Consider the following 18,375-nt stretch of genomic DNA (forward strand, 5'->3'; position numbering starts at 1 on the left):
GGATCAGCGGGCATTTGCCGTCCGGGCGGTCGCGTCCGGGTTTCTTCCCGTAATTCGTACGCCCTTGACCTGCCCAATTGTTTGATACAGATCATTGTTGGGCGCACCCCCTACCTTGGTCGATGGGGTGGGCGCAGAGGGGGCGGACAGCTCTGAAAAAGCAAGCGCGGGCAAGGCTGTAGCGCCATACGGGAAAGGCGCCCCCGTTGCCGGGTGCGCCTTTCAAACAGTCAGCTTTTCAAACGGCTTCGTTGGGAATCAGTGGCGGGGCCGCGCGGTGGCGCCACCCTGCCGGGACTGGCTGCCCTTCAGGAATCGGTGCGCGGAATCCACGGGATGCGGTGAAATGTCACACCTTCCTCGTGGAGTTCGGAGACCTCCTCGTCGGACGCCTCGCCATAGATACCGCGCGGGTCGGTCTCGCCGTAATGGATGCGCCGCGCCTCCTCGGCGAAACGGTCGCCGACATAGTCGCAGTTCTTCTCCACGCTGCGCCGCACCTCGGTCAGCTGCCGCATCACCTCGGCCACCGCCTCGCGCTGGGCGTCGTTCAGGCTCGGCGGCAGGGCGGCGACCACGTCGGCGGCGTTCGGCAGCGGGACCGGCGCGGGAAGCGGCGCCGGAAGGGGCACCGGCACCGCATTGGGGGGAGCAGCCGGCGGCGCCACCGACGGGGCGCTGGCCGCAACGGCTTCGGCCTGCTCGCGGGCACGGTCGGCGGCCTTGGCGACGCCCTTGGCGATGCGCGGAGCCATCGGCGCCTTGCCGACCACAGTGTCGCCGCAGATCGGACAGGCGATCTGATGGCCCGCCGCCTGTTCGTCATAGGCGGCACCGTTGCGGAACCACGCCTCGAACTGGTGGTCGGCCGAGCATCTCAACGCGAAGAGGATCATATCCCCACAAGCCCCAACTGACCCGCAGCAGGAAAGACAAATCCGTGCACGCCGGTCCGGGTTGCGGCGCGACTCGGGAATCGTCCTAATTCAGCACGGCCGGGCCGCGCCGTCAAACGCCGGACGGGCCATAGGCGCGTACCTCCTGTGATATCGTTCCCGACACCATCGAAAAAAGTCCGGATAAGGGAGTTTCCCCATGCCCACACCCCATCCGCTGTCGCCGCCCTCCCCCTGGGTGGAGCGGTTCGCCCCGCTGGTGCGGACGGGCGGGCGGGTGCTCGACCTCGCCTGCGGCGGCGGACGGCATCTGCGCCTGTTCCATCGCCTCGGCCATCCGGTGGTGGGGTTGGACCGTGACCTAGGCGGCGTCGCCGACCTGGAGGGCGGCACGAACGTCACCCTCGTTCAGGCCGACCTTGAAAGCGGCGACTCGGGCATTTCCGCCAATTCCCTGCCGGTTGACGGCACCTTCGCCGGGATCGTCGTCACCAACTACCTGCACCGCCCGCTCTTCCCCGCCATCCTGGCGGCGCTGGAGCCGGGCGGCGTGCTGATCTACGAGACCTTCGCCGACGGCAATGCCCGCTTCGGCCGCCCGTCCTCGCCCGACTTCCTGCTGCGGCGGGGGGAGTTGCTGGAAAGGGTGCATGGCAGGCTTCAGGTGGTGGCCTTCGAACAGGGCGAGCTGTCGGTGCCCAAGCCCGCGGTGGTGCAGCGGATCTGCGCCGTCGCCGGGGACGATCCGCTGCCGCTCTGACGGCGTCCTTACGCGTCGCACTCACTCGTCGCTGTCGTCGGCGACCGGCTTCTGCTCGCCGCGGATGCGGCGGCGGCGGTCCTCCTTGCGCATGATCTGCTTGCCATGCTTGTGCTGGGCCGGCCCTTCCAGCGGGCCGCCGGGACGCACCGGCCGCTCGGCGAAGCGGCCGAGCGAGATCATGCGGTCGTACATCACCAGCGCCCCGGCGACGCCGACATTGATGCAGAAGGACATCGGGATCTTCACCACATGGTCGCAGCGCGCCAGCAGCGCGGGCGACAGGCTGTCGCGCTCCGGCCCCAGCACATAGGCGGCGCGCAACGGGTGACGGAAGCTGGGCAGTTCCACCGCGTCGTCGGTCAGTTCCACCCCGACCAATGTGCAGTCCCTGGGCAGGGTGAAGTCGGCCACCCGCTCGTGGATGTAGAGCGGCAGGTGCAGCGTGGCGCCCGAGGTGTCAACCAGCTTCGTCTCGCGCAGGTCCGGTTCCGGATCGATGGCGAAGAAGAAGGAGGCGCCGAAGGCATGGGCGGTGCGCATCAGGTTGCCGACATTGCCCGGCTTGCTGATCCGTTCCACCCCGATTCCGAAATAGCCACGCATGAAGAGCCCGCTGATCTGGGTAAGGATATGACCGGGCGGGAGCTTGCCGTCGCAGCCCGCCCGAGGCAAGCTTGCCGGCATGAGCCCAGACAATCCTCACGACCATTCCTCCTGCTGCAGCGGCGATCACCACCACGGCCATTCCCACCCTCATGGCCACCGGCCTGGCGAAAGCGCCGAAGGCCGCGCCGATCTCTCCGGCCCGGCGGAAAGCCCGATCACCGTCGAGGTGACGCGCGGCAGCCTGGTGGAGTCGGTCCACCGTGCCCGCGCCTGCATCGTCGATGCGGGCGGCCATGTGCTGGCGCGCTGGGGCGACATCGATGGACCGGTCTACCCGCGCTCCGCCATCAAGTCGCTGCAGGCGATCCCGCTGGTGGAAAGCGGCGCGCTCGACGCCTTCGGGCTGGGGGACCAGGAGTTGGCGCTCGCCTGCTCCTCCCACAACGGCGAGGCGCGGCATACGGAATTGGCGCGGTCCTGGGCCGAACGGGTCGGGCTGACGCCGGGCGATTACGAATGCGGCGCGCAAATCCCCTACGATCCCGCCACCGCCGAGGATCTCGTCCGCCGCGGCGAGGCGCCGACCGCCTTCCACAACAACTGCTCCGGCAAGCACAGCGGCTTTCTGACCACCGCCAGGCACAAGGGCGAACGGCTGAAGGGCTATGTCCGCTACGAACATCCGGTGCAGCAGCGCATCCTGGGCGTGATGGAGCAGATGACCGGACAGGACCTGTTCGGGGCGCCTTGGGGCGTCGACGGCTGTTCCATCCCCACCATCGGCATCCCGCTGGGCGCCATCGCCTATGCCATGGCCCGCATCGCCGACCCGGTCGACCTGCCCGACGCCCGGGCCGAGGCCGTCACCCGCATCGCCGCCGCCTGGGGCAAGCACCCCTTCCTGATCGGCGGCACCGGCACCTTCGATACGGCGCTGATGGAGGCGGCCGGCGGCGCCGTGCTGGTCAAGGGCGGGGCCGAGGGCGTCGGCTGCGCCGTGATCCCCGAGCAGGGCATCGGCATCGCGCTGAAGATCGAGGATGGCGCCGCCCGCGCCCGCGAGGTGGCGCTGGCCGCCCTGATCCGTTCGACCCAGGCGCTGACCGAGGCGCAATGGGCGCGCGTGCCGCAGCTGCTGACCACTCCGCTGCTGAACCGCGCCGGCGCGCGGGTGGGCGAAGTGCGGCCGGCGACGGGGTGGCCGGGCTGAGGCACTGACACTCATCAATCCGGCAGGTGCGATGCGGGCGGGCGCGGTGCTATGGTCGCCGCGCCCTTTTCCCCGCTGAGCGGTTCCCATGAGCATCGACGACCTGCGCGCCCAGTATGAAGCCTATCCCTATCCGGCGCGCAATCCGGCTGACGAGGCCGGACGGCTGATCACCGGCTCGCCCAGCCACCTGGACGAGCTGGTGCAGCATGTCTTCGGCGGCCGGATCGACCATAGCAAGCCGCTGCGGGTTCTGGTGGCCGGCGGCGGCACGGGGGACGGCACCATCATGCTGGCGCAGCAGATGGCCGATGCCGGCAATCCCGGCCGCATCGCCTACATCGACCTGTCCGACGCCAGCCGCGCCGTCGCCGAAGCGCGGGCCAAGGCGCGCGGCCTGACCAACATCGACTTCCACCGGGGGTCGCTGCTGGAGCTGGGCGGGGTCACGGCGGAAGCGGGGCCGTTCGACTACATCGACTGCTGCGGCGTGCTGCACCATCTGGACGACCCGGCGGCCGGCCTGCGCTCGCTGGCCGGCGCGCTGGCACCCGGCGGCGGTATCGGCATCATGGTCTACGCGCCCTACGGCCGCACCGGCGTCTACCCGATGCAGGAAGCGCTGCGCGGCATGACCGAGGGGTTGCCGCCCGCCGAAAAGGTGGCGCTTGCACGCCGGCTGATCCAGGCGCTGCCGCCGACCAACTGGCTGCTGAACAACCCGCACATCAGCGATCACCGGCTGGCCGACGCCAACCTCTACGATCTGCTGTTGCACAGCTGCGACCGCCCCTACAGCGTGCCGCAGTTGGCGGAGCTGGCGGAGAGCGCGGGGCTCGCCGTTGCGACGCTGATCGACCCGCTGCGCTACGAGCCGTCGCTGTGGGTCAAGGACGCCCGCATCCTGAAGCAGCTGTCGGGGCTGGGCATGCTGGAGCGCGCCGCCTGGACCGAGCGCATCACCGGTGCCTTCACCAAGCACATCGCCTATCTGCTGCGTCCCGCCGATCTGGAGGCCGCCCGCATCCAGCCGGACGGGCCGGACGTGGTCCCAGTCCTGCGCGACATCGATGGAAAGACTGTCGCCAAAGCCGTTCCGCCCGGCGGCAGCCTGGAATTCGACCTGATGGGCAGCGTGGTGTCGCTTCCCCTGCCCCGGCTGGCCGGCCCGATCCTGTCTAGGGTCGACGGCAGGACCAGCCTGGGCGCGCTGCACACCGCAATCGAGCCGACAACGAAAGTCACCTGGGAGCAGTTCCTCGCCCAGTTCTGCCAGCTGTTCGACGCGCTGGGCGGGCTGGGCAAGATGCATCTGCGGCGGGGATAGGGCGACAGCCCCACCCCCGGCCAGCCCTTACCCCCGTAGAACCGGCACCGCGGCGTCGAGCGCCTTGGTCAGCCGGTCGAAGACCTGGTGGATTTCCGCCTCGGAAATCACCAGCGGCGGGCAGAGCGCGATGGAATCACCCATGGCGCGAACAATCAGGCCATTGTCCTGGGCCAGACCGTTGACCAGGGCGCCGGCGCGGCCGGGCGGGTCGAAGGGGAGCTTGGTCGCCTTGTCAGCCACCAGTTCCAGCGCGCCGATCAGGCCGATGCCGCGGGCCTCGCCGACCAGCGGATGGTCCGCCAGCGCCTTCAGCCGCGACTGGAAGGCCGGGGCGACCGAGCGGACATGCCCGACGATGTCGCGCTCCTCGTAGATGTTCAACGTTTCCAGCGCCACCGCTGCCGCCACCGGATGGGCGGAATAGGTGTAGCCATGGCCGAAGGTGCCGATCTTCCGGCTTTCCTCGACGCAGGCGCGATAGACGGCGTCACTCACCATCACGGCGGAGATCGGCAGATAACCGGATGACAGCTGCTTGGCGCAGGTCAGGATGTCCGGCTGCATGCCCGTGGTCTGGCTGCCCCAGAAATTGCCGGTACGGCCGAAGCCGCAGATCACCTCGTCGGCGACCAGCAGGATGTCGTATTTCTTCAACACCGCCTGGATCTTGGCGAAGTAGGTCGCGGGCGGAACCACGACGCCGCCGGCGCCCATGATCGGCTCGGCGAACATGGCGGCGATGGTGTCCGGCCCCTCGGCCAGGATCAGCGCCTCCAACTGTTCGGCCAAGCGGGTGGCGAAGGCCTCCTCGCTCTCGCCCTCAAGCCCGTTCCTGTAGTGGTGCGGGCAATCGCCATGGATGATGCGGGCGATCGGCAGGTCGAAGTCGCGGTGGTTGTTGGGCAGCCCGGTCAGGCTGGCGGTCGCCACCGTCACGCCGTGATAGGCACGCTGGCGCGACAGGATCTTCTTCTTCTCCGGCCGGCCGAGCGCGTTGTTGTAGTACCAGATCAGCTTGATCGCAGTGTCGTTGGCTTCAGAGCCGGAATTGGCGAAGAAGACCTTGGACATCGGCACCGGCGCCAGCCCGATCAGCTTTTCGGCCAGATCGATGCCGGGCTCGTGCGACTTGTGGCCGAAGATGTGATAGGTGGACAGCTGCCGCATCTGCTTGGTCGCCGCCTGGACCAGCCGCTCTTCCCCCCAGCCGAGCGAGACGCACCACAGGCTTGCCATGCCCTCGATGTAATCCTTGCCGCCATCGTCGAAGACGTGGATGCCTTCGCCACGCTCGATGATCATCGGCCCCTGCGTCTCATGGGCGTGCAGGTTGGTGTAGGGATGGAGGACGAAGGCCTTGTCGCGGCTGGCGGCAGAGTTGCCGGCGGTGCTGCCCGGAGCGGTCATGGAGTGGGTCTTCCTGTTCGGTCTTGTCGGGTTCGTTCCCCCGGATGGCCGTAGCAGCCCACCGCAGGGTGTTCGATTTGTTAAACAGTATCGCCGATCATACGCACAGTTTCGCCACTCGACAAACCCGCTTCACCGTCATCCGTGCCATGCGTGCAAGACGCTGGCGGGACGCCAAGCCGGATGGGACAGCTTGACCGGAACGACGAAAGGGAGGAGCCGCCTTGCGCACGCTTTACGGTATGGTCAGCACGGCCGCGATGGCGCCGCACATCCTGCTGCGCGAGATCGGCGACCCTTTCGAATTGCGGCTGCTCGACCGCGACAAGGGGGAGCACAAGAGTGCGGCCTATCTGGCGCTGAACCCGCATGGCCGGGTACCGACGCTGGTGGATGGCGATCTGGTGCTGTACGAGGCCGCCGCCATCTGCTTGCATCTGGCCGACAGCCATCCGGAGGCGAAGCTCGCCCCGGAGGTCGGCGCGTCAGAGCGGGCGGAATTCTACAAATGGCTGGTCTATCTGACCAACAGCGTCCAGGCCGAGATGCTGCTGTACTTCTACCCCGAGCGTTACGTCGAGGGCGCGGAGGCGCAGGCTGCCTTCAAGGCGGCGACCGAGGCGCGGCTGAACGGTCATTTCGATGGGCTTGACCGCGCGCTTGAAGGGCGTACGTGGCTGTTGGGCGACACGTACAGCGCTGTCGACCCGTACCTGTTCATGCTGTGCCGCTGGACCCGCTTCATGGGCCGCCCGGCACGCACGCTGGGCAATCTCGGACCCTACCTCGCCCGCGTGCTGGAGCGTCCGGCGGTGAAGGCCGCTTTCGAGGCGGAAGGGCTGGGGGCTCCGTTTTACTGAGGGAAAAAGCCCTCTCCCACGGTCGGGAGAGGGCCTTCAACCCTACGCCTTGCGAACAAGCCCGCTCACCGGCTGGCCGTCGATGGTCAGGGAACCGCCTTCGGCACCGACCGCCACCGTCTGGCCGTCCTTGATGCGGCCCTCGAGGATCAGGGTCGCCATCGGGTTCTGCAACTCGCGCTGGATCACCCGCTTCAGCGGACGGGCACCGTAGACCGGGTCGTAGCCGGCCTCGGCCAGCCATTCGGTCGCGGCTTCGTCCACCATCAGCGTGATCTCGCGGTCGGCGAGCATCCTGGTCAGGCGGCCGAGCTGGATCTTGACGATGCCGCCCATATGCCGGCGGTCGAGCCGGTGGAACAGCAGGATCTCGTCCAGGCGGTTCAAGAACTCCGGCCGGAAATGGGCCCGGACGGCCTCCATCACCTCGTCGCGCACCGCAGCGCTGTCCTCGCCCTCCGCCTGCTCGGCCAGCGCCTGCGAGCCGAGGTTGGAGGTCATGATTATGACCACGTTGCGGAAATCGACCGTACGGCCCTGCCCGTCGGTCAGCCGGCCATCGTCCAGCACCTGCAGCAGCACGTTGAAGACGTCGGGGTGGGCCTTCTCCACCTCGTCGAACAGCACGACCTGATAGGGCCGGCGGCGCACCGCCTCGGTCAGAGCCCCACCCTCCTCATAGCCGACATAGCCCGGAGGAGCGCCAATCATGCGGGCGACTGAGTGCTTCTCCATATATTCCGACATATCGAGGCGGACCATCGCCGTCTCGTCGTCGAACAGGAACTCGGCCAGCGCCTTGGTCAGCTCGGTCTTGCCGACGCCGGTCGGACCGAGGAACAGAAAGGAGCCGATGGGACGGTTCGGGTCCTGCAACCCGGCGCGCGCCCGGCGCACGGCGTTGGACACCGCGACGATGGCCTCGTCCTGGCCGATGACCCGGCCGCGCAGCTTGTCCTCCATCGCCAGCAGCTTCTCGCGCTCACCGGCCAGCATCTTGTCGACCGGCACGCCGGTCCAGCGGCTGACCACCGCGGCGATGTCGCTGTCGCGCACCTCCTCGTTCAGCATGCGGCTGCTGGCATGCTCCTCGGCGTCCTTCAAGGCCTTTTCCAGGCCGGGGATAACGCCATAGGCCAGTTCGCCCGCGCGGCCCCAATTGCCGTCGCGCTGCGCCGTCTCCAGTTCGGTGCGGGCCTTCTCCAGATCCTCCTTGATCTTCTGCGCGCCCTGCAACTGGTCCTTCTCGGCCTGCCACTTGGCGGTCAGTTCTGCCGATTCCTGCTCCAGATCGGACAGCTCGCGCTCCAGATTGACCAGACGGTCGCGCGATGCGGAGTCCTGCTCGCGCTTCAGCGCTTCGCGCTCGATCTTCAGCTGGATGATTCGACGGTCCAGCTCGTCGATGGCCTCCGGCTTGCTGTCCACCGCCATGCGCAGGCGGCTCGCCGCCTCGTCGATCAGGTCGATGGCCTTGTCGGGCAGGAAGCGGTCGGTGATGTAGCGGTTGGACAGGGTCGCCGCCGACACGATGGCGCTGTCGGTGATGCGCACGCCATGGTGGACCTCGTAGCGCTCCTTCAGGCCGCGCAGGATGGAGATGGTGTCCTCCACCGTCGGCTCCGACACGAAGACCGGCTGGAAGCGCCGGGCCAGCGCCGCGTCCTTCTCGATGTATTTGCGGAACTCGTCCAGCGTGGTGGCGCCGACGCAGTGCAGCTCGCCACGCGCCAGCGCCGGCTTCAGCATGTTGGAAGCGTCCATCGCGCCGTCGGACTTGCCGGCACCGACCAGCGTGTGCAATTCGTCGATGAAGACGACGATCTCGCCGGCCGCCGCCTGGATTTCCGACAGCACGGCCTTCAGCCGCTCCTCGAACTCGCCGCGGTACTTGGCGCCCGCCACCAGCGCGCCGAGGTCGAGCGACAGCAGCTGCTTGTTCTTGAGCCCCTCCGGCACGTCGCCCTTGACGATGCGCTGGGCCAGCCCCTCGACGATGGCGGTCTTGCCGACACCGGGCTCGCCGATCAGCACGGGATTGTTCTTGGTGCGGCGGGCCAGCACCTGGATGGTGCGGCGGATTTCCTCATCGCGGCCGATCACCGGGTCGAGCTTGCCGTCGCGCGCCGCAGCGGTCAGGTCGCGGGCATATTTCTTCAGCGCGTCATAGCCCTGCTCGGCACTGGCGCTGTCGGCGGTGCGGCCCTTGCGGATGTCGTTGATGGCGGTGTTCAGCGCCTGCGGCGTCACGCCGGCGGACTTCAACGCCTTGCCCGACGGGGTACCGTCGGCCATCGCCAGCGCCAGCAGGATGCGTTCGGCGGTGACGAAGCTGTCGCCGGCCTTTTCGGCGACCTTCTCCGCCTGTTCGAAGACACGGGAGAGTTCGGGCGTCAGGTAGAGCTGACCGGCGCCGCTGCCCTCGACTTTCGGCAGCTTGTCCAGTTCGGCATCGACCGCCGACAGGGCCGCCTTGGGATCGCCGCCCGCCGCACGGATCAGGTTGGCGGCAAGCCCTTCCTTGTCGTCCAGCAGGGTCTTCAGCAGATGTTCCGGGGTCAGGCGCTGATGCCCACGGCGCACGGCCAGGGTCTGGGCGGCCTGAATGAACCCGCGGCTGCGCTCGGTGTATTGCTCGAAATCCATGATGCTCCCCTTCTCCTGTCGACCGTCCGCAAGGCAGCCCGGTCAACGTGATCCACGCAACTGTGCGATCCGCAAGGATGCTGCCGAAGATGTAGGCAAGGCCGAAGGCCATGCAAGACCATCTGCGTAGAAAGGTTATCGGTGGAGAAACGCAGCCACAACCGCCCTCTCCAGACCGGCTAGGACCGGGAAAAAGAGGTAGCGCGCGACCCGCCGATTGCCCCCTACACCATCCCTTCCTGCCGCGGCTAGACTGCCGCCATCCCGCCTTTCCGCCTTCCAAGGGCTCCCGTTCCGGATTTCATCATGACCGATCTGGCCGCCTCCGGTTCCCCAACCAGCACGACGCCGGCATCCGCCGGCCAGCCGATTCCGAGAACCATCACAGGCCGGCTTCTTCGTCTCGCCTGGAGCCTGCGCGGGGTCTGGCATCGGCTGGCACGGCCGCTGACCATGGGGGTGAGGGCGATCATCCTGGACGAGGCGGACCCGGCATCGCCCGGCGTCCTGCTGATCCGGCACAGTTATGTCGACGGCTGGCATCTGCCCGGCGGCGGTGTCGGGCGGGGAGAGACGCTGGTCGACGCCATGCGGCGCGAGGTGCGGGAGGAGGTCGGGCTGATTGCCGACCGCCCTGCTCAGCCTTTCGCCATTTACGCCCGCTTCCGCAACGGGGCGAGCGACCATGTGGCGGTCTATGTCGTGCGCGGCTGGAGCGGCAGCCCGAAAGCCGACGGGGTGGAGATCGTCGAAACCCGATTCTTCCCGCTCGACCGGCTGCCGACCGACCTGTCGCCGGCCACCGGACGGCGGCTGGAGGAATTTCTTGGCCGCCGGCCCGTCGCCGAACGCTGGTAGCGGCACCAGATTACAGGGTGGAGCGGGCGGTTCGGACGATCGGCCCTGCCATACCCCAGCCGCAGCGTGAGAAATAGGCACCGCATCGGTTGACAGGGACGCTCCAGCCCTTTCATTGTGCAGTGCAATGAACGCCACACTGACCGTCATCCGCCGCTATCCCGTCAAGGGCATGAGTGGCCAGGATCTTCCCGCAATCGAGCTGACCGCCGGTCAGGCGATTCCGCTCGACCGCCGCTACGGGCTGCTGCACGGCCCGGCCGCGCTGGATACCGAGACGCAGGGTTGGCGCCTGCCGTCGGATTTCTTCACGCTGGACCGCACGGAAAAGCTGGCTGTCTTGCAGAGCGAGTTCGACGAGGCGACGCAGGCGCTGATCATCCGCCGCGGCGGCCGGCAGGTGTCGCGCGGCCGGCTGGACCAGCCGATGGGCCGCAACTTGCTGGAACAGTTCTTCGCCGCCTATCTGGCCGGGATCGTCCCCGGCATGCCACGCCTGATCGAAGCGCAACAGGGCGGCTTCGGCAACAGCGAGGAACCCTCGGTCACGCTGCTGAACCTCGCCAGCCTGCGCGACCTGGAGGAGCGGATCGCCAAGCAGCCGGTCGATCCCCGCCGCCTGCGCGCCAACCTGCTGGTGGACGGCATCGATCCCTGGGCGGAGCGCAGCTGGGTCGGCCGGACCCTGACTGTCGGTACGGCAAGGCTGGAGGTGGTGGAAGCGCTCGACTGCACGCCCGGGAACGATGTGAACCCGGATACCGGCGTCGCCGATCTCAGCCTGCCGAACATCATGGAACGCGGCTATGGCCACAGCCAAATCCTGCTGCGCGCCCGGGTGACTGGCGGAGGCCGGATCGCAGTGGGCGACCCGGTCACTCCGGCCGAATAAACATCACCCCAGGTTAGCATCACATATCAGGCGTTTACGGCCGCCCGTTCCTCGCCGTCGGTCTCGTCCTCGGCCGGCTGCTCGTCCTCGTCGCCACCATGCGACGAGATCTGCGGCTGATGGCCGTGCCCATTGCCGGGCTGCCCACCGCGCTGGCGGTTTTCCGATTCCTGAATCTGGTTGATGATGCGGAGGTAATGCTCCGCATGCTGCAGGTAATTTTCCGCCTGCACCCGGTCGCCGGACGACATCGCGTCGCGGGCAAGCGCCTGATACTTCTCCTGCACCTGCCACGCATTGCCGCGGATGCGGACGTCGGGGCCGTTGCTGTCGAAGGTCTGGTGGCGCAGCGGAACATTCTGGCGCCGGCCAGCACCGCCGCCGCCGCCACCACTACCGCCGCTGCCCCCGCCGCCGCTGTTGCCACGACCACGCGAACGCCTGGAGTTCGGTCCCTGTCTCATTCGGCTCTTAAGGCCCCATGCAAGAGAAGCGCAGTCCCCGGAACGCTCCGGCGGCCATCCGGCCTTGCGGCCCGGCCACCGAGCCCGCCATGGACGATTTCCATGGGTCGCTCACGGGGTTCAAACGACGCGTCCGCATCGCGTGCGGCAGGCCATGGCGGTCAGCGCTCGGCAGAAAATCATCCGAGATTCTTGCTCCGCAGGCCTTAGGTTCGCGGTCGTGTACCGCACACTACCCGCCAAAGCCTGCCGATCCAACCGTTTTTTTGGATAAGCGGCCGCCTCACAGGCTCTTCCGTGCCCTGACACAGCGCTTTACCCCACCAAGGTCACACAGGATTGCGGTGTCTCCCAACCCCTGCGCCCTGACCAGCGCCGCCACATCTTCCGCTTGGCCCTGCCCCACTTCGAAGGCGACCAGTCCACCCGGTACCAGCAGACGCGGCAACTCGGCTGCGAGGATGCGGTAGGGCTCCAGCCCGTCCGGTCCCCCGTCCAGTGCGCGAAGCGGGTCATACTCCCGCACCTCCGGCTCCAGCGTGGCGATATCGGCGCTGGGGATGTAGGGGGGGTTCGACACCACGATGTCGAAACGCTCCTCGATCCCCTTGGCCCAGTCGCCGGTTTGAAAGCGGGCGCGCTTCGCCAGCCCGTTGCGGTCGGCGTTCCCAGATGCCGCCTCGACCGCGAGCGGGCTGAGATCGACGCCGACACCGGTGGCATTCGGCAGCTCCGACAGCAGCGCCAGCAGGATGCAACCTGTTCCGGTTCCGAAATCGATCAGGCGCAGCGGAGCTTTCCGGTCGGGGATGGTGGCCAGAACCGCTTCCACCACCGTCTCGGTGTCCGGCCGCGGTTCCAGCGTGTCGGGGTTGAGGGCGAGATCGATGGTCCAGAACTCGCGGTGCCCCAGAATGCGCCCCACCGGCTCCCGCGCCGCACGCCGTTCCACCAATGCCAGGGCATGGGCAGCATCGCCATCGGGGATAAGTTGTTCCGCCTTCGTAATGAAGTCGGTGCGGGTGAGGGTCAGCGCATGCTCCAGCAGATAGCGGGCGTCGAGTTCCGGTGTATCGACACCGGCCTCGCGCAGCCGCGCCTCGGCCTGGGCACGCAGGGTGCGGAGGTTCATGCGATCACCCGAGTTCCGCCAGCCGGGCGGCCTCGTCCTCGGCAATCAGGGCGTCGACCAGTTCATCCAGTGCCTCCCCGGCCATCACCTTGTCGATCTTGTAGAGCGTCAGGTTGATGCGATGGTCGGTCACCCGCCCCTGGGGGAAATTGTAGGTACGGATGCGTTCCGAACGGTCGCCGCTGCCCACCTGGTTCTTGCGGTCGGCGGCACGGACAGCGTCCTTCTCCGCCCGTTCGCGGTCGTACAGCCGGGCACGCAGCACCTTCAGCGCCTTGGCCTTGTTCTTGTGCTGCGACTTCTCGTCCTGCTGGCTCACCACCAGCCCGGTCGGCAGATGGGTGATGCGCACGGCGCTGTCGGTGGTGTTGACCGACTGGCCGCCGGGACCGGAGGAGCGGAAGACGTCGATCCGCAGATCCTTCTCGTCGATGTGGATGTCCACTTCCTCCGCCTCCGGCAGCACGGCGACGGTGGCGGCCGAGGTGTGGATGCGGCCCTGCGCCTCGGTCGCCGGCACGCGCTGGACGCGGTGAACGCCGGACTCGAATTTCAGCCGGGCGAACACGCCACGGCCGGTGATGTTGGCGGTGGCCTCCTTGTAGCCGCCGATGCCGGTCTCGCTGACGTCCATCGCCTCGAAGCGCCAGCCATGCAGGCCGGCATAGCGACGGTACATCTCGAACAGTTCGGCGGCGAACAGCGCGGCCTCATCGCCACCGGTCCCGGCCCGCACTTCCAGGATGGCGTTCTTTTCGTCCGCCTCATCCTTGGGCAGGAGCGAAATCTGCACCTTGCGCTCCAAATCCGGGATGCGCTTGGTCAGGACGTGGAATTCCTCCTCCGCCATCGCCTTCATCTCGGGGTCGGCGCTGGCATCGCCCATCATCGCCGCTATCATTTCCGCCAGATCGGCAGCCTCGGCGCGGCCCTTCTTCAACTCCGCGATGGCCTCGGCGATCGGGGTGAGGTCGGCATATTCCTTGGACAGCCGGGCGAAGTCGCCGGACTCGGCAAGGCCGGCCGCAAGCGTGTCGCGCAGCTCGTCGTACCGGGCCATCACCTTATCGAACTTCTCGTCCAGGCTCACGTCGCTCGTCCTTATCCCGTTCGTTCTCTTCCAATGCGGCAGCGGTCAGCCGGTCCAGCCCGAACAGGCGGAACATCAGCCGTTCCGCCGCCGCCCGTTCGGCCAGCCCCTCGCCACTGCCATCGGCGGCGAGGGCCCGCAGCGCCTCCGATGGGGCGTGCAGCAGGCGGTTGACCAGCAGCCGCGTCGCCGATGCCGCGTCCAGATCGGCATGCCCGGCCAGCAGGCGCCGCCGCTCCGCTTCGAAATGGCTTCGCAGCGCCGCCACGGCGGGCACCGCTGCGCGTTCCGCACGGTCGCGGGCGAAAGCGGCCACCGCCTCGTCCACGATCATCCAGGCTGCCTGGGTCGCCGCCTCGCGCCCAACCCGGCCCTGCAGCGCCACCCGCTCCAGATCGGCCAGATCATAGACGAAGGCGCCGTCCATGCCCGCCACCGCCGGATCGACATCAGCTGGAATGGCGGCATCGACCACGAAGACCGGCCGGCGGCGGCGGCGCTTCAACACCGTCTCCATCATCGGAGCGGTCAGGATATAGCGCCCAAGACCGGCTGCGGTCACCAGGATATCGGCGCCGGTCATCGCCGTCTCCAGATCGGCCCAAGGGGCGAAATGCCCATCGAGCCGCCGAGCCGCCGCTTCCGCCCGCCGATCCACTGGCGCTGCAACGGTCAGCCGCGGCAGCCCGGCTTCACGCAACCCCTCCAGAACCAGGGCACCCATGTCGCCCATTCCCACCAGCAGAGCGCCGCAGCGCCCGATGTCGCCGTGCAGGTCGCGCGCCACCTGGATGGCTGCCGCGGCCAGCGAGGTGGCGCCCTCCGCAATCGGCGTCTCGCTGCGCACCCGCTTGGCGGCGGCATAGGCGGCCTGCAGAACCGCTTCCAGCTCCGGTCCGGTCAGCCCGGCGCCGGAAGCGCTGCGGTGGGCCGCCTTCAACTGGCCCAGGATATGCGGTTCGCCGACGATCTGGCTGTCGAGCGAGCAGGCCACCGCGAACAGATGGCGCACGGCGTCGATGCCGGTGCGGGTGTAGAGCTGCGGTGCCAGATCGGATGTCGACAGGCCGGCGCGGTCGGCCATGACTTCGGCAATCGCCAGGGCCGCCTCGTTCGGTCGTTCATGGACCGCCTGCACCTCCACCCGGTCGCAGGTGTTGAGCCACAGCGCCTGCCCCACCCCCACGGCGCGCAGCCGCTCCAGCATTCCCGCCACTTCCGCCTCGTCGGTGGACAGGCGGTCGCGGACGACGCCGGAGCAGGTCCGGTGGCTGGCGCCGATGACGAGGTAGGAGGTGGTGGTCACGCCGCGGATCGCTGTCCCTGCCCGAATTCCGGGCAGCTTACTCCGCGGCGGGGGCCACGTCTCGCGTGGTTTCTCGGGTGGTTTCGGCTTCGACAGCCTCCGCGGCGGCCTTCGCCGCCTCGATGTCCGCCGCCTTCTTCTCGACCAGCCCGACCAGATGCTGGACGATGTCCTGGTCCTTCAGCCGATGGTCGGTAACGCCGGACAGATAGACCTGATGTGTGTTGTTGCCACCGCCGGTCAGGCCGATGTCGGTCTCCCGCGCCTCGCCCGGGCCGTTCACGACGCAGCCGATCACCGACAGGGTCAGCGGGGTGGTGATGTGGGCCAGCTTCTGCTCCAGCAGTTCCACCGTCTTGATGACGTTGAAATTCTGCCGGGCGCAGCTGGGGCAGGAAATGACGGTCACGCCGCGCCGGCGCAGCCCCAGCGACTTCAGGATGTCGTAGCCGACCAGAACCTCTTCCGCCGGATCGGCCGACAGCGAGACGCGCAGCGTGTCGCCGATGCCGGACCACAGCAGCATGCCCAATCCGATCGACGATTTCACCGTTCCGGCGCGCAACCCGCCCGCCTCGGTGATGCCGATGTGCAGAGGATAGTCGCAGGCTTCCGCCAAGCCCTGGTAGGCAGCGACGGCCAGGAAGGCATCCGAGGCCTTCACCGAGATCTTGAACTCTCGGAAATCATTGTCTTCCAGAATTTTCGCATGGTTCAGCGCGCTTTCGACCATCGCCTCCGGGCAGGGCTCGCCGTATTTCTCCAGCAGATCCTGCTCCAGCGAGCCGGCATTGACGCCGATGCGCATCGAACAGCCATGGTCCTTGGCCGCCTTCACCACCTCGCGCACCCGCTCGGCCGAGCCGATGTTGCCGGGGTTGATCCGCAGGCAGGCGGCACCGCTCTCCGCCGCTTCGATGGCACGCTTGTAGTGGAAATGGATGTCGGCGACGATCGGTACCTTCACCTGCCGCACAATGTCCTTGAGCGCCAGAGCCGAGTCGCGGTCGGGGCAGGAGACGCGGACGATGTCGGCCCCCACCCGTTCGGCTGCCTGGATCTGCTCCACCGTGGCCTTCACGTCGGTGGTCGGCGTGTTGGTCATGGTCTGGACCGAGATCGGCGCATCACCGCCGACAAGCACGTTGCCGACGCGAATCTGGCGCGATTTGCGGCGAAGGATCTGGCGGTAGGCGCGCACGGTCATCTCAGGTCAGCCTCTGGACAGCAAAACGGAACCGGGTGCCGCATCCTAGCGCAGCCGGCATCAGGCCAGAAGTGCGCTCCGGCGCCGGGGATTCAAGGGACAGGGTTGGTGGGGCGCCGCCGACGCATGGCTGACGCCCTCACCGACCGGTTTCAGCGCCGCACAACCCCGTGGCCGTCGATGGCGACGTCGCGCAGCACCTGCCCGACAGAGCCCAGCGGCGGACTTTCACCGCCGTCGGCCATCACCACCAGACCGCCGGCGTTGCCGGTGCGGATCTTCACGTTGGGCTTGTCAGGAACGCGGAAGGTATCGCCCGGCTTCAACACGCGGGTGAAGACGATCTCGCTGCCATCACGCACCTGAAGCCAGCTTTCCTGCGTCGCCTTCAGGACCAGCTTCGCATTGGTGTTCAGCGTGCCATAAACTTTTCCGTTGGCCGGGACCGATGCGGCCGGAACCGCGGGCGCGGCCGGAGGGGCCGCCGTGGCGTTCAGCGGAGTCGGATCCTGCGGCGACGCCTCGTCGTCGTCCTCGGCCGGCGGGGCCGGTACATTGACGATGCCCTGCCCACCCGTCTGGTTGGCAGCAGGCGCGTTGGCGGAGGGCAATGGCGACTGGGCCGGCGGCAGCACGGCGGCGGCAGTGCCGGCCTGCGGCTTGGCCGCACCGGCTTGCGGAGTTGCCGGCGCTTGCGTGGCGGCGGACGCGACGGTCTGCGGCGGCTTGCCGGCGTTGGACGGCGTTCCGGCCGGCGCCGAAGTGGAGGGTGCCGATGCAGCCTGAGTCGGGCTGACCGGAACCGTATTCGCCGGAGATTGGGCTGTGTTTGGGGCCGGCGTCGTTATCGCCGGTGCCGGAACGGCGGGTTCGGCGCCAGGCTGGCCGGACGCTGCGGACTGGTCGGCCACTTGCTCGGCCGGTTTGGCCGGCACGCCGTCCAGCAGCGAGACCAGACGGTCCGGCAGGGTCGGCACGAGGTCCGCCACCGACCGGTCGGTCGCCGACAGATAATACCAGCCGCCATAAACGATGCCGGCCAGCACCAGCGTGCCGAGCAGCAGCGTTCCGCCCGACGCCCGCCCTTCGGCGGCCGGAGTCGGCAGATACAATTCCTGCCGGCGGACGCTGCCGGCCGCCTCTTCCTTGTAGCGGGTGACGACCATGTCCGGGTCGAGACCCAGGCACTCGGCATAGGAGCGCAGGAAGCCGATGGCATATGTGCTGCCCGGCAGTTCCTGATACCGCCCTTCCTCGATCGCCAGCAGGTAAGGATAGCGGATGCGCAGCATCGTCGCGACGTCGCGCAGGTCATAGCCATGCGCCATCCGCGTCGCACGCAGAGTCTCGGAGACTGAGGGACCGGACGGAGCCGGATCGAAATCGTCGAAAACCTTGCGCTTGGCCATGGGCTCGCCATCTGCTCGCAGCTTGTGCACACACTGGAAAAGCATGCGCAGCGGGGGCATCCGCGTGGATGCAACTTGCGAAATGGGTACGACATGCCGCCCCCACGGCGCAACCGCAATGACCGCGGGTCAGGGAATGCGGGTCGTGACAAGTGGGTGCAGGGTTCTACTCCGAACGACAAGAAGCCCGCCCTGCGCGAGCAGGGCGGGCTTCTTGCTGTTTGGTTGCGGGGGCAGGATTTGAACCTGCGGCCTTCAGGTTATGAGCCTGACGAGCTACCGGGCTGCTCCACCCCGCG

General features: G+C 67.9%; 16 protein-coding genes and 1 tRNA gene. 6 read left to right on the forward strand and 11 right to left on the reverse strand.

Features of this window, described 5'->3' with window-relative positions; all coding sequences use genetic code 11:
* Positions 1 to 308: 308 nt before the first annotated feature.
* Entirely contained in the window at positions 309 to 896 is a 588-nt protein-coding gene (locus tag TSH64_RS14615) for a DUF1178 family protein (RefSeq protein WP_109445913.1), read from the reverse strand.
* A gap of 199 nt (positions 897 to 1,095) precedes the next feature.
* Here TSH64_RS14615 and TSH64_RS14620 point away from each other — a divergent pair, with 199 nt between their 5' ends.
* The gene (locus tag TSH64_RS14620) at positions 1,096 to 1,656 is read left to right on the forward strand and encodes a methyltransferase domain-containing protein (protein ID WP_109445915.1); all 561 of its coding nucleotides are present in this window, start codon (positions 1,096 to 1,098) and stop codon (positions 1,654 to 1,656) included.
* 21 nt (positions 1,657 to 1,677) lie between these two features.
* Here the strand turns inward: TSH64_RS14620 and TSH64_RS14625 are convergent, their stop codons facing one another.
* The gene (locus TSH64_RS14625) at positions 1,678 to 2,262 is read right to left on the reverse strand and encodes an RNA methyltransferase (RefSeq protein WP_109452670.1); all 585 of its coding nucleotides are present in this window, start codon (positions 2,260 to 2,262) and stop codon (positions 1,678 to 1,680) included.
* 79 nt (positions 2,263 to 2,341) lie between these two features.
* On the opposite strand from TSH64_RS14625, the gene TSH64_RS14630 reads away from it, so the two are divergent.
* Both TSH64_RS14630 and TSH64_RS14635 read left to right on the forward strand, forming a co-directional pair.
* Positions 2,342 to 3,475 carry an asparaginase gene (locus tag TSH64_RS14630; RefSeq protein WP_109445917.1) on the forward strand — a complete coding sequence of 378 codons (1,134 nt, stop codon included), beginning with the start codon at positions 2,342 to 2,344 and terminating at the stop codon, positions 3,473 to 3,475.
* 88 nt (positions 3,476 to 3,563) lie between these two features.
* On the forward strand, positions 3,564 to 4,802 hold the full coding sequence (locus tag TSH64_RS14635) for a class I SAM-dependent methyltransferase (protein ID WP_109445919.1): 1,239 nt from the start codon (positions 3,564 to 3,566) through the stop codon (positions 4,800 to 4,802).
* A 27-nt stretch (positions 4,803 to 4,829) separates the two neighbouring features.
* On the opposite strand, the gene TSH64_RS14640 is transcribed toward TSH64_RS14635, so the two are convergent.
* Complete coding sequence (locus TSH64_RS14640; RefSeq protein ID WP_109445921.1) at positions 4,830 to 6,212, reverse strand: aspartate aminotransferase family protein; 1,383 nt, start codon at positions 6,210 to 6,212, stop codon at positions 4,830 to 4,832.
* A gap of 224 nt (positions 6,213 to 6,436) precedes the next feature.
* On the opposite strand from TSH64_RS14640, the gene TSH64_RS14645 reads away from it, so the two are divergent.
* Positions 6,437 to 7,072: a glutathione S-transferase N-terminal domain-containing protein gene (locus tag TSH64_RS14645; protein ID WP_199237559.1), complete on the forward strand. Its 636-nt coding sequence runs from the start codon at positions 6,437 to 6,439 to the stop codon at positions 7,070 to 7,072.
* A 42-nt stretch (positions 7,073 to 7,114) separates the two neighbouring features.
* Here TSH64_RS14645 and clpB read toward each other — a convergent pair whose 3' ends face one another.
* Positions 7,115 to 9,718, reverse strand: a complete 2,604-nt coding sequence (clpB, locus tag TSH64_RS14650) for an ATP-dependent chaperone ClpB (RefSeq protein WP_109445925.1) — start codon at positions 9,716 to 9,718, stop codon at positions 7,115 to 7,117.
* Positions 9,719 to 10,024: 306 nt separating this feature from the next.
* On the opposite strand from clpB, the gene TSH64_RS14655 reads away from it, so the two are divergent.
* Both TSH64_RS14655 and TSH64_RS14660 read left to right on the forward strand, forming a co-directional pair.
* The gene (locus tag TSH64_RS14655) at positions 10,025 to 10,576 is read left to right on the forward strand and encodes an NUDIX domain-containing protein (protein WP_109445927.1); all 552 of its coding nucleotides are present in this window, start codon (positions 10,025 to 10,027) and stop codon (positions 10,574 to 10,576) included.
* Between the two features lie 127 nt (positions 10,577 to 10,703).
* Positions 10,704 to 11,468: an MOSC domain-containing protein gene (locus tag TSH64_RS14660; RefSeq protein ID WP_109445929.1), complete on the forward strand. Its 765-nt coding sequence runs from the start codon at positions 10,704 to 10,706 to the stop codon at positions 11,466 to 11,468.
* A 26-nt stretch (positions 11,469 to 11,494) separates the two neighbouring features.
* Here the strand turns inward: TSH64_RS14660 and TSH64_RS14665 are convergent, their stop codons facing one another.
* The 7 genes from TSH64_RS14665 to TSH64_RS14695 all read right to left on the reverse strand — a co-directional run bounded on the left by TSH64_RS14665 (position 11,495) and on the right by TSH64_RS14695 (position 18,375).
* Positions 11,495 to 11,932 (reverse strand): DUF4167 domain-containing protein, encoded by a 438-nt coding sequence (locus tag TSH64_RS14665; RefSeq protein WP_109445931.1) that lies wholly within the window; start codon positions 11,930 to 11,932, stop codon positions 11,495 to 11,497.
* Positions 11,933 to 12,215: 283 nt separating this feature from the next.
* Positions 12,216 to 13,064 carry a peptide chain release factor N(5)-glutamine methyltransferase gene (gene prmC, locus TSH64_RS14670; protein ID WP_109445933.1) on the reverse strand — a complete coding sequence of 283 codons (849 nt, stop codon included), beginning with the start codon at positions 13,062 to 13,064 and terminating at the stop codon, positions 12,216 to 12,218.
* Positions 13,065 to 13,068: 4 nt separating this feature from the next.
* Positions 13,069 to 14,154: a peptide chain release factor 1 gene (prfA, locus tag TSH64_RS14675; RefSeq protein WP_109445935.1), complete on the reverse strand. Its 1,086-nt coding sequence runs from the start codon at positions 14,152 to 14,154 to the stop codon at positions 13,069 to 13,071.
* A complete protein-coding gene (hemA, locus tag TSH64_RS14680) occupies positions 14,129 to 15,460 on the reverse strand; it encodes a glutamyl-tRNA reductase (protein WP_109445937.1) in 1,332 nt (443 codons plus the stop codon). The genes prfA and hemA overlap by 26 nt, the downstream gene beginning before the upstream one ends.
* Before the next feature lie 37 nt (positions 15,461 to 15,497).
* On the reverse strand, positions 15,498 to 16,667 hold the full coding sequence (gene ispG / locus TSH64_RS14685; RefSeq protein ID WP_109445939.1) for a flavodoxin-dependent (E)-4-hydroxy-3-methylbut-2-enyl-diphosphate synthase: 1,170 nt from the start codon (positions 16,665 to 16,667) through the stop codon (positions 15,498 to 15,500).
* Between the two features lie 152 nt (positions 16,668 to 16,819).
* Complete coding sequence (locus TSH64_RS14690) at positions 16,820 to 18,076, reverse strand: helix-turn-helix domain-containing protein (protein ID WP_109445941.1); 1,257 nt, start codon at positions 18,074 to 18,076, stop codon at positions 16,820 to 16,822.
* Between the two features lie 222 nt (positions 18,077 to 18,298).
* Positions 18,299 to 18,375: transfer RNA gene (locus tag TSH64_RS14695), tRNA-Met, on the reverse strand.

The sequence above is a fragment of the Azospirillum sp. TSH64 genome (genome assembly GCF_003116035.1).
Classification (GTDB): Bacteria; Pseudomonadota; Alphaproteobacteria; order Azospirillales; family Azospirillaceae; genus Azospirillum.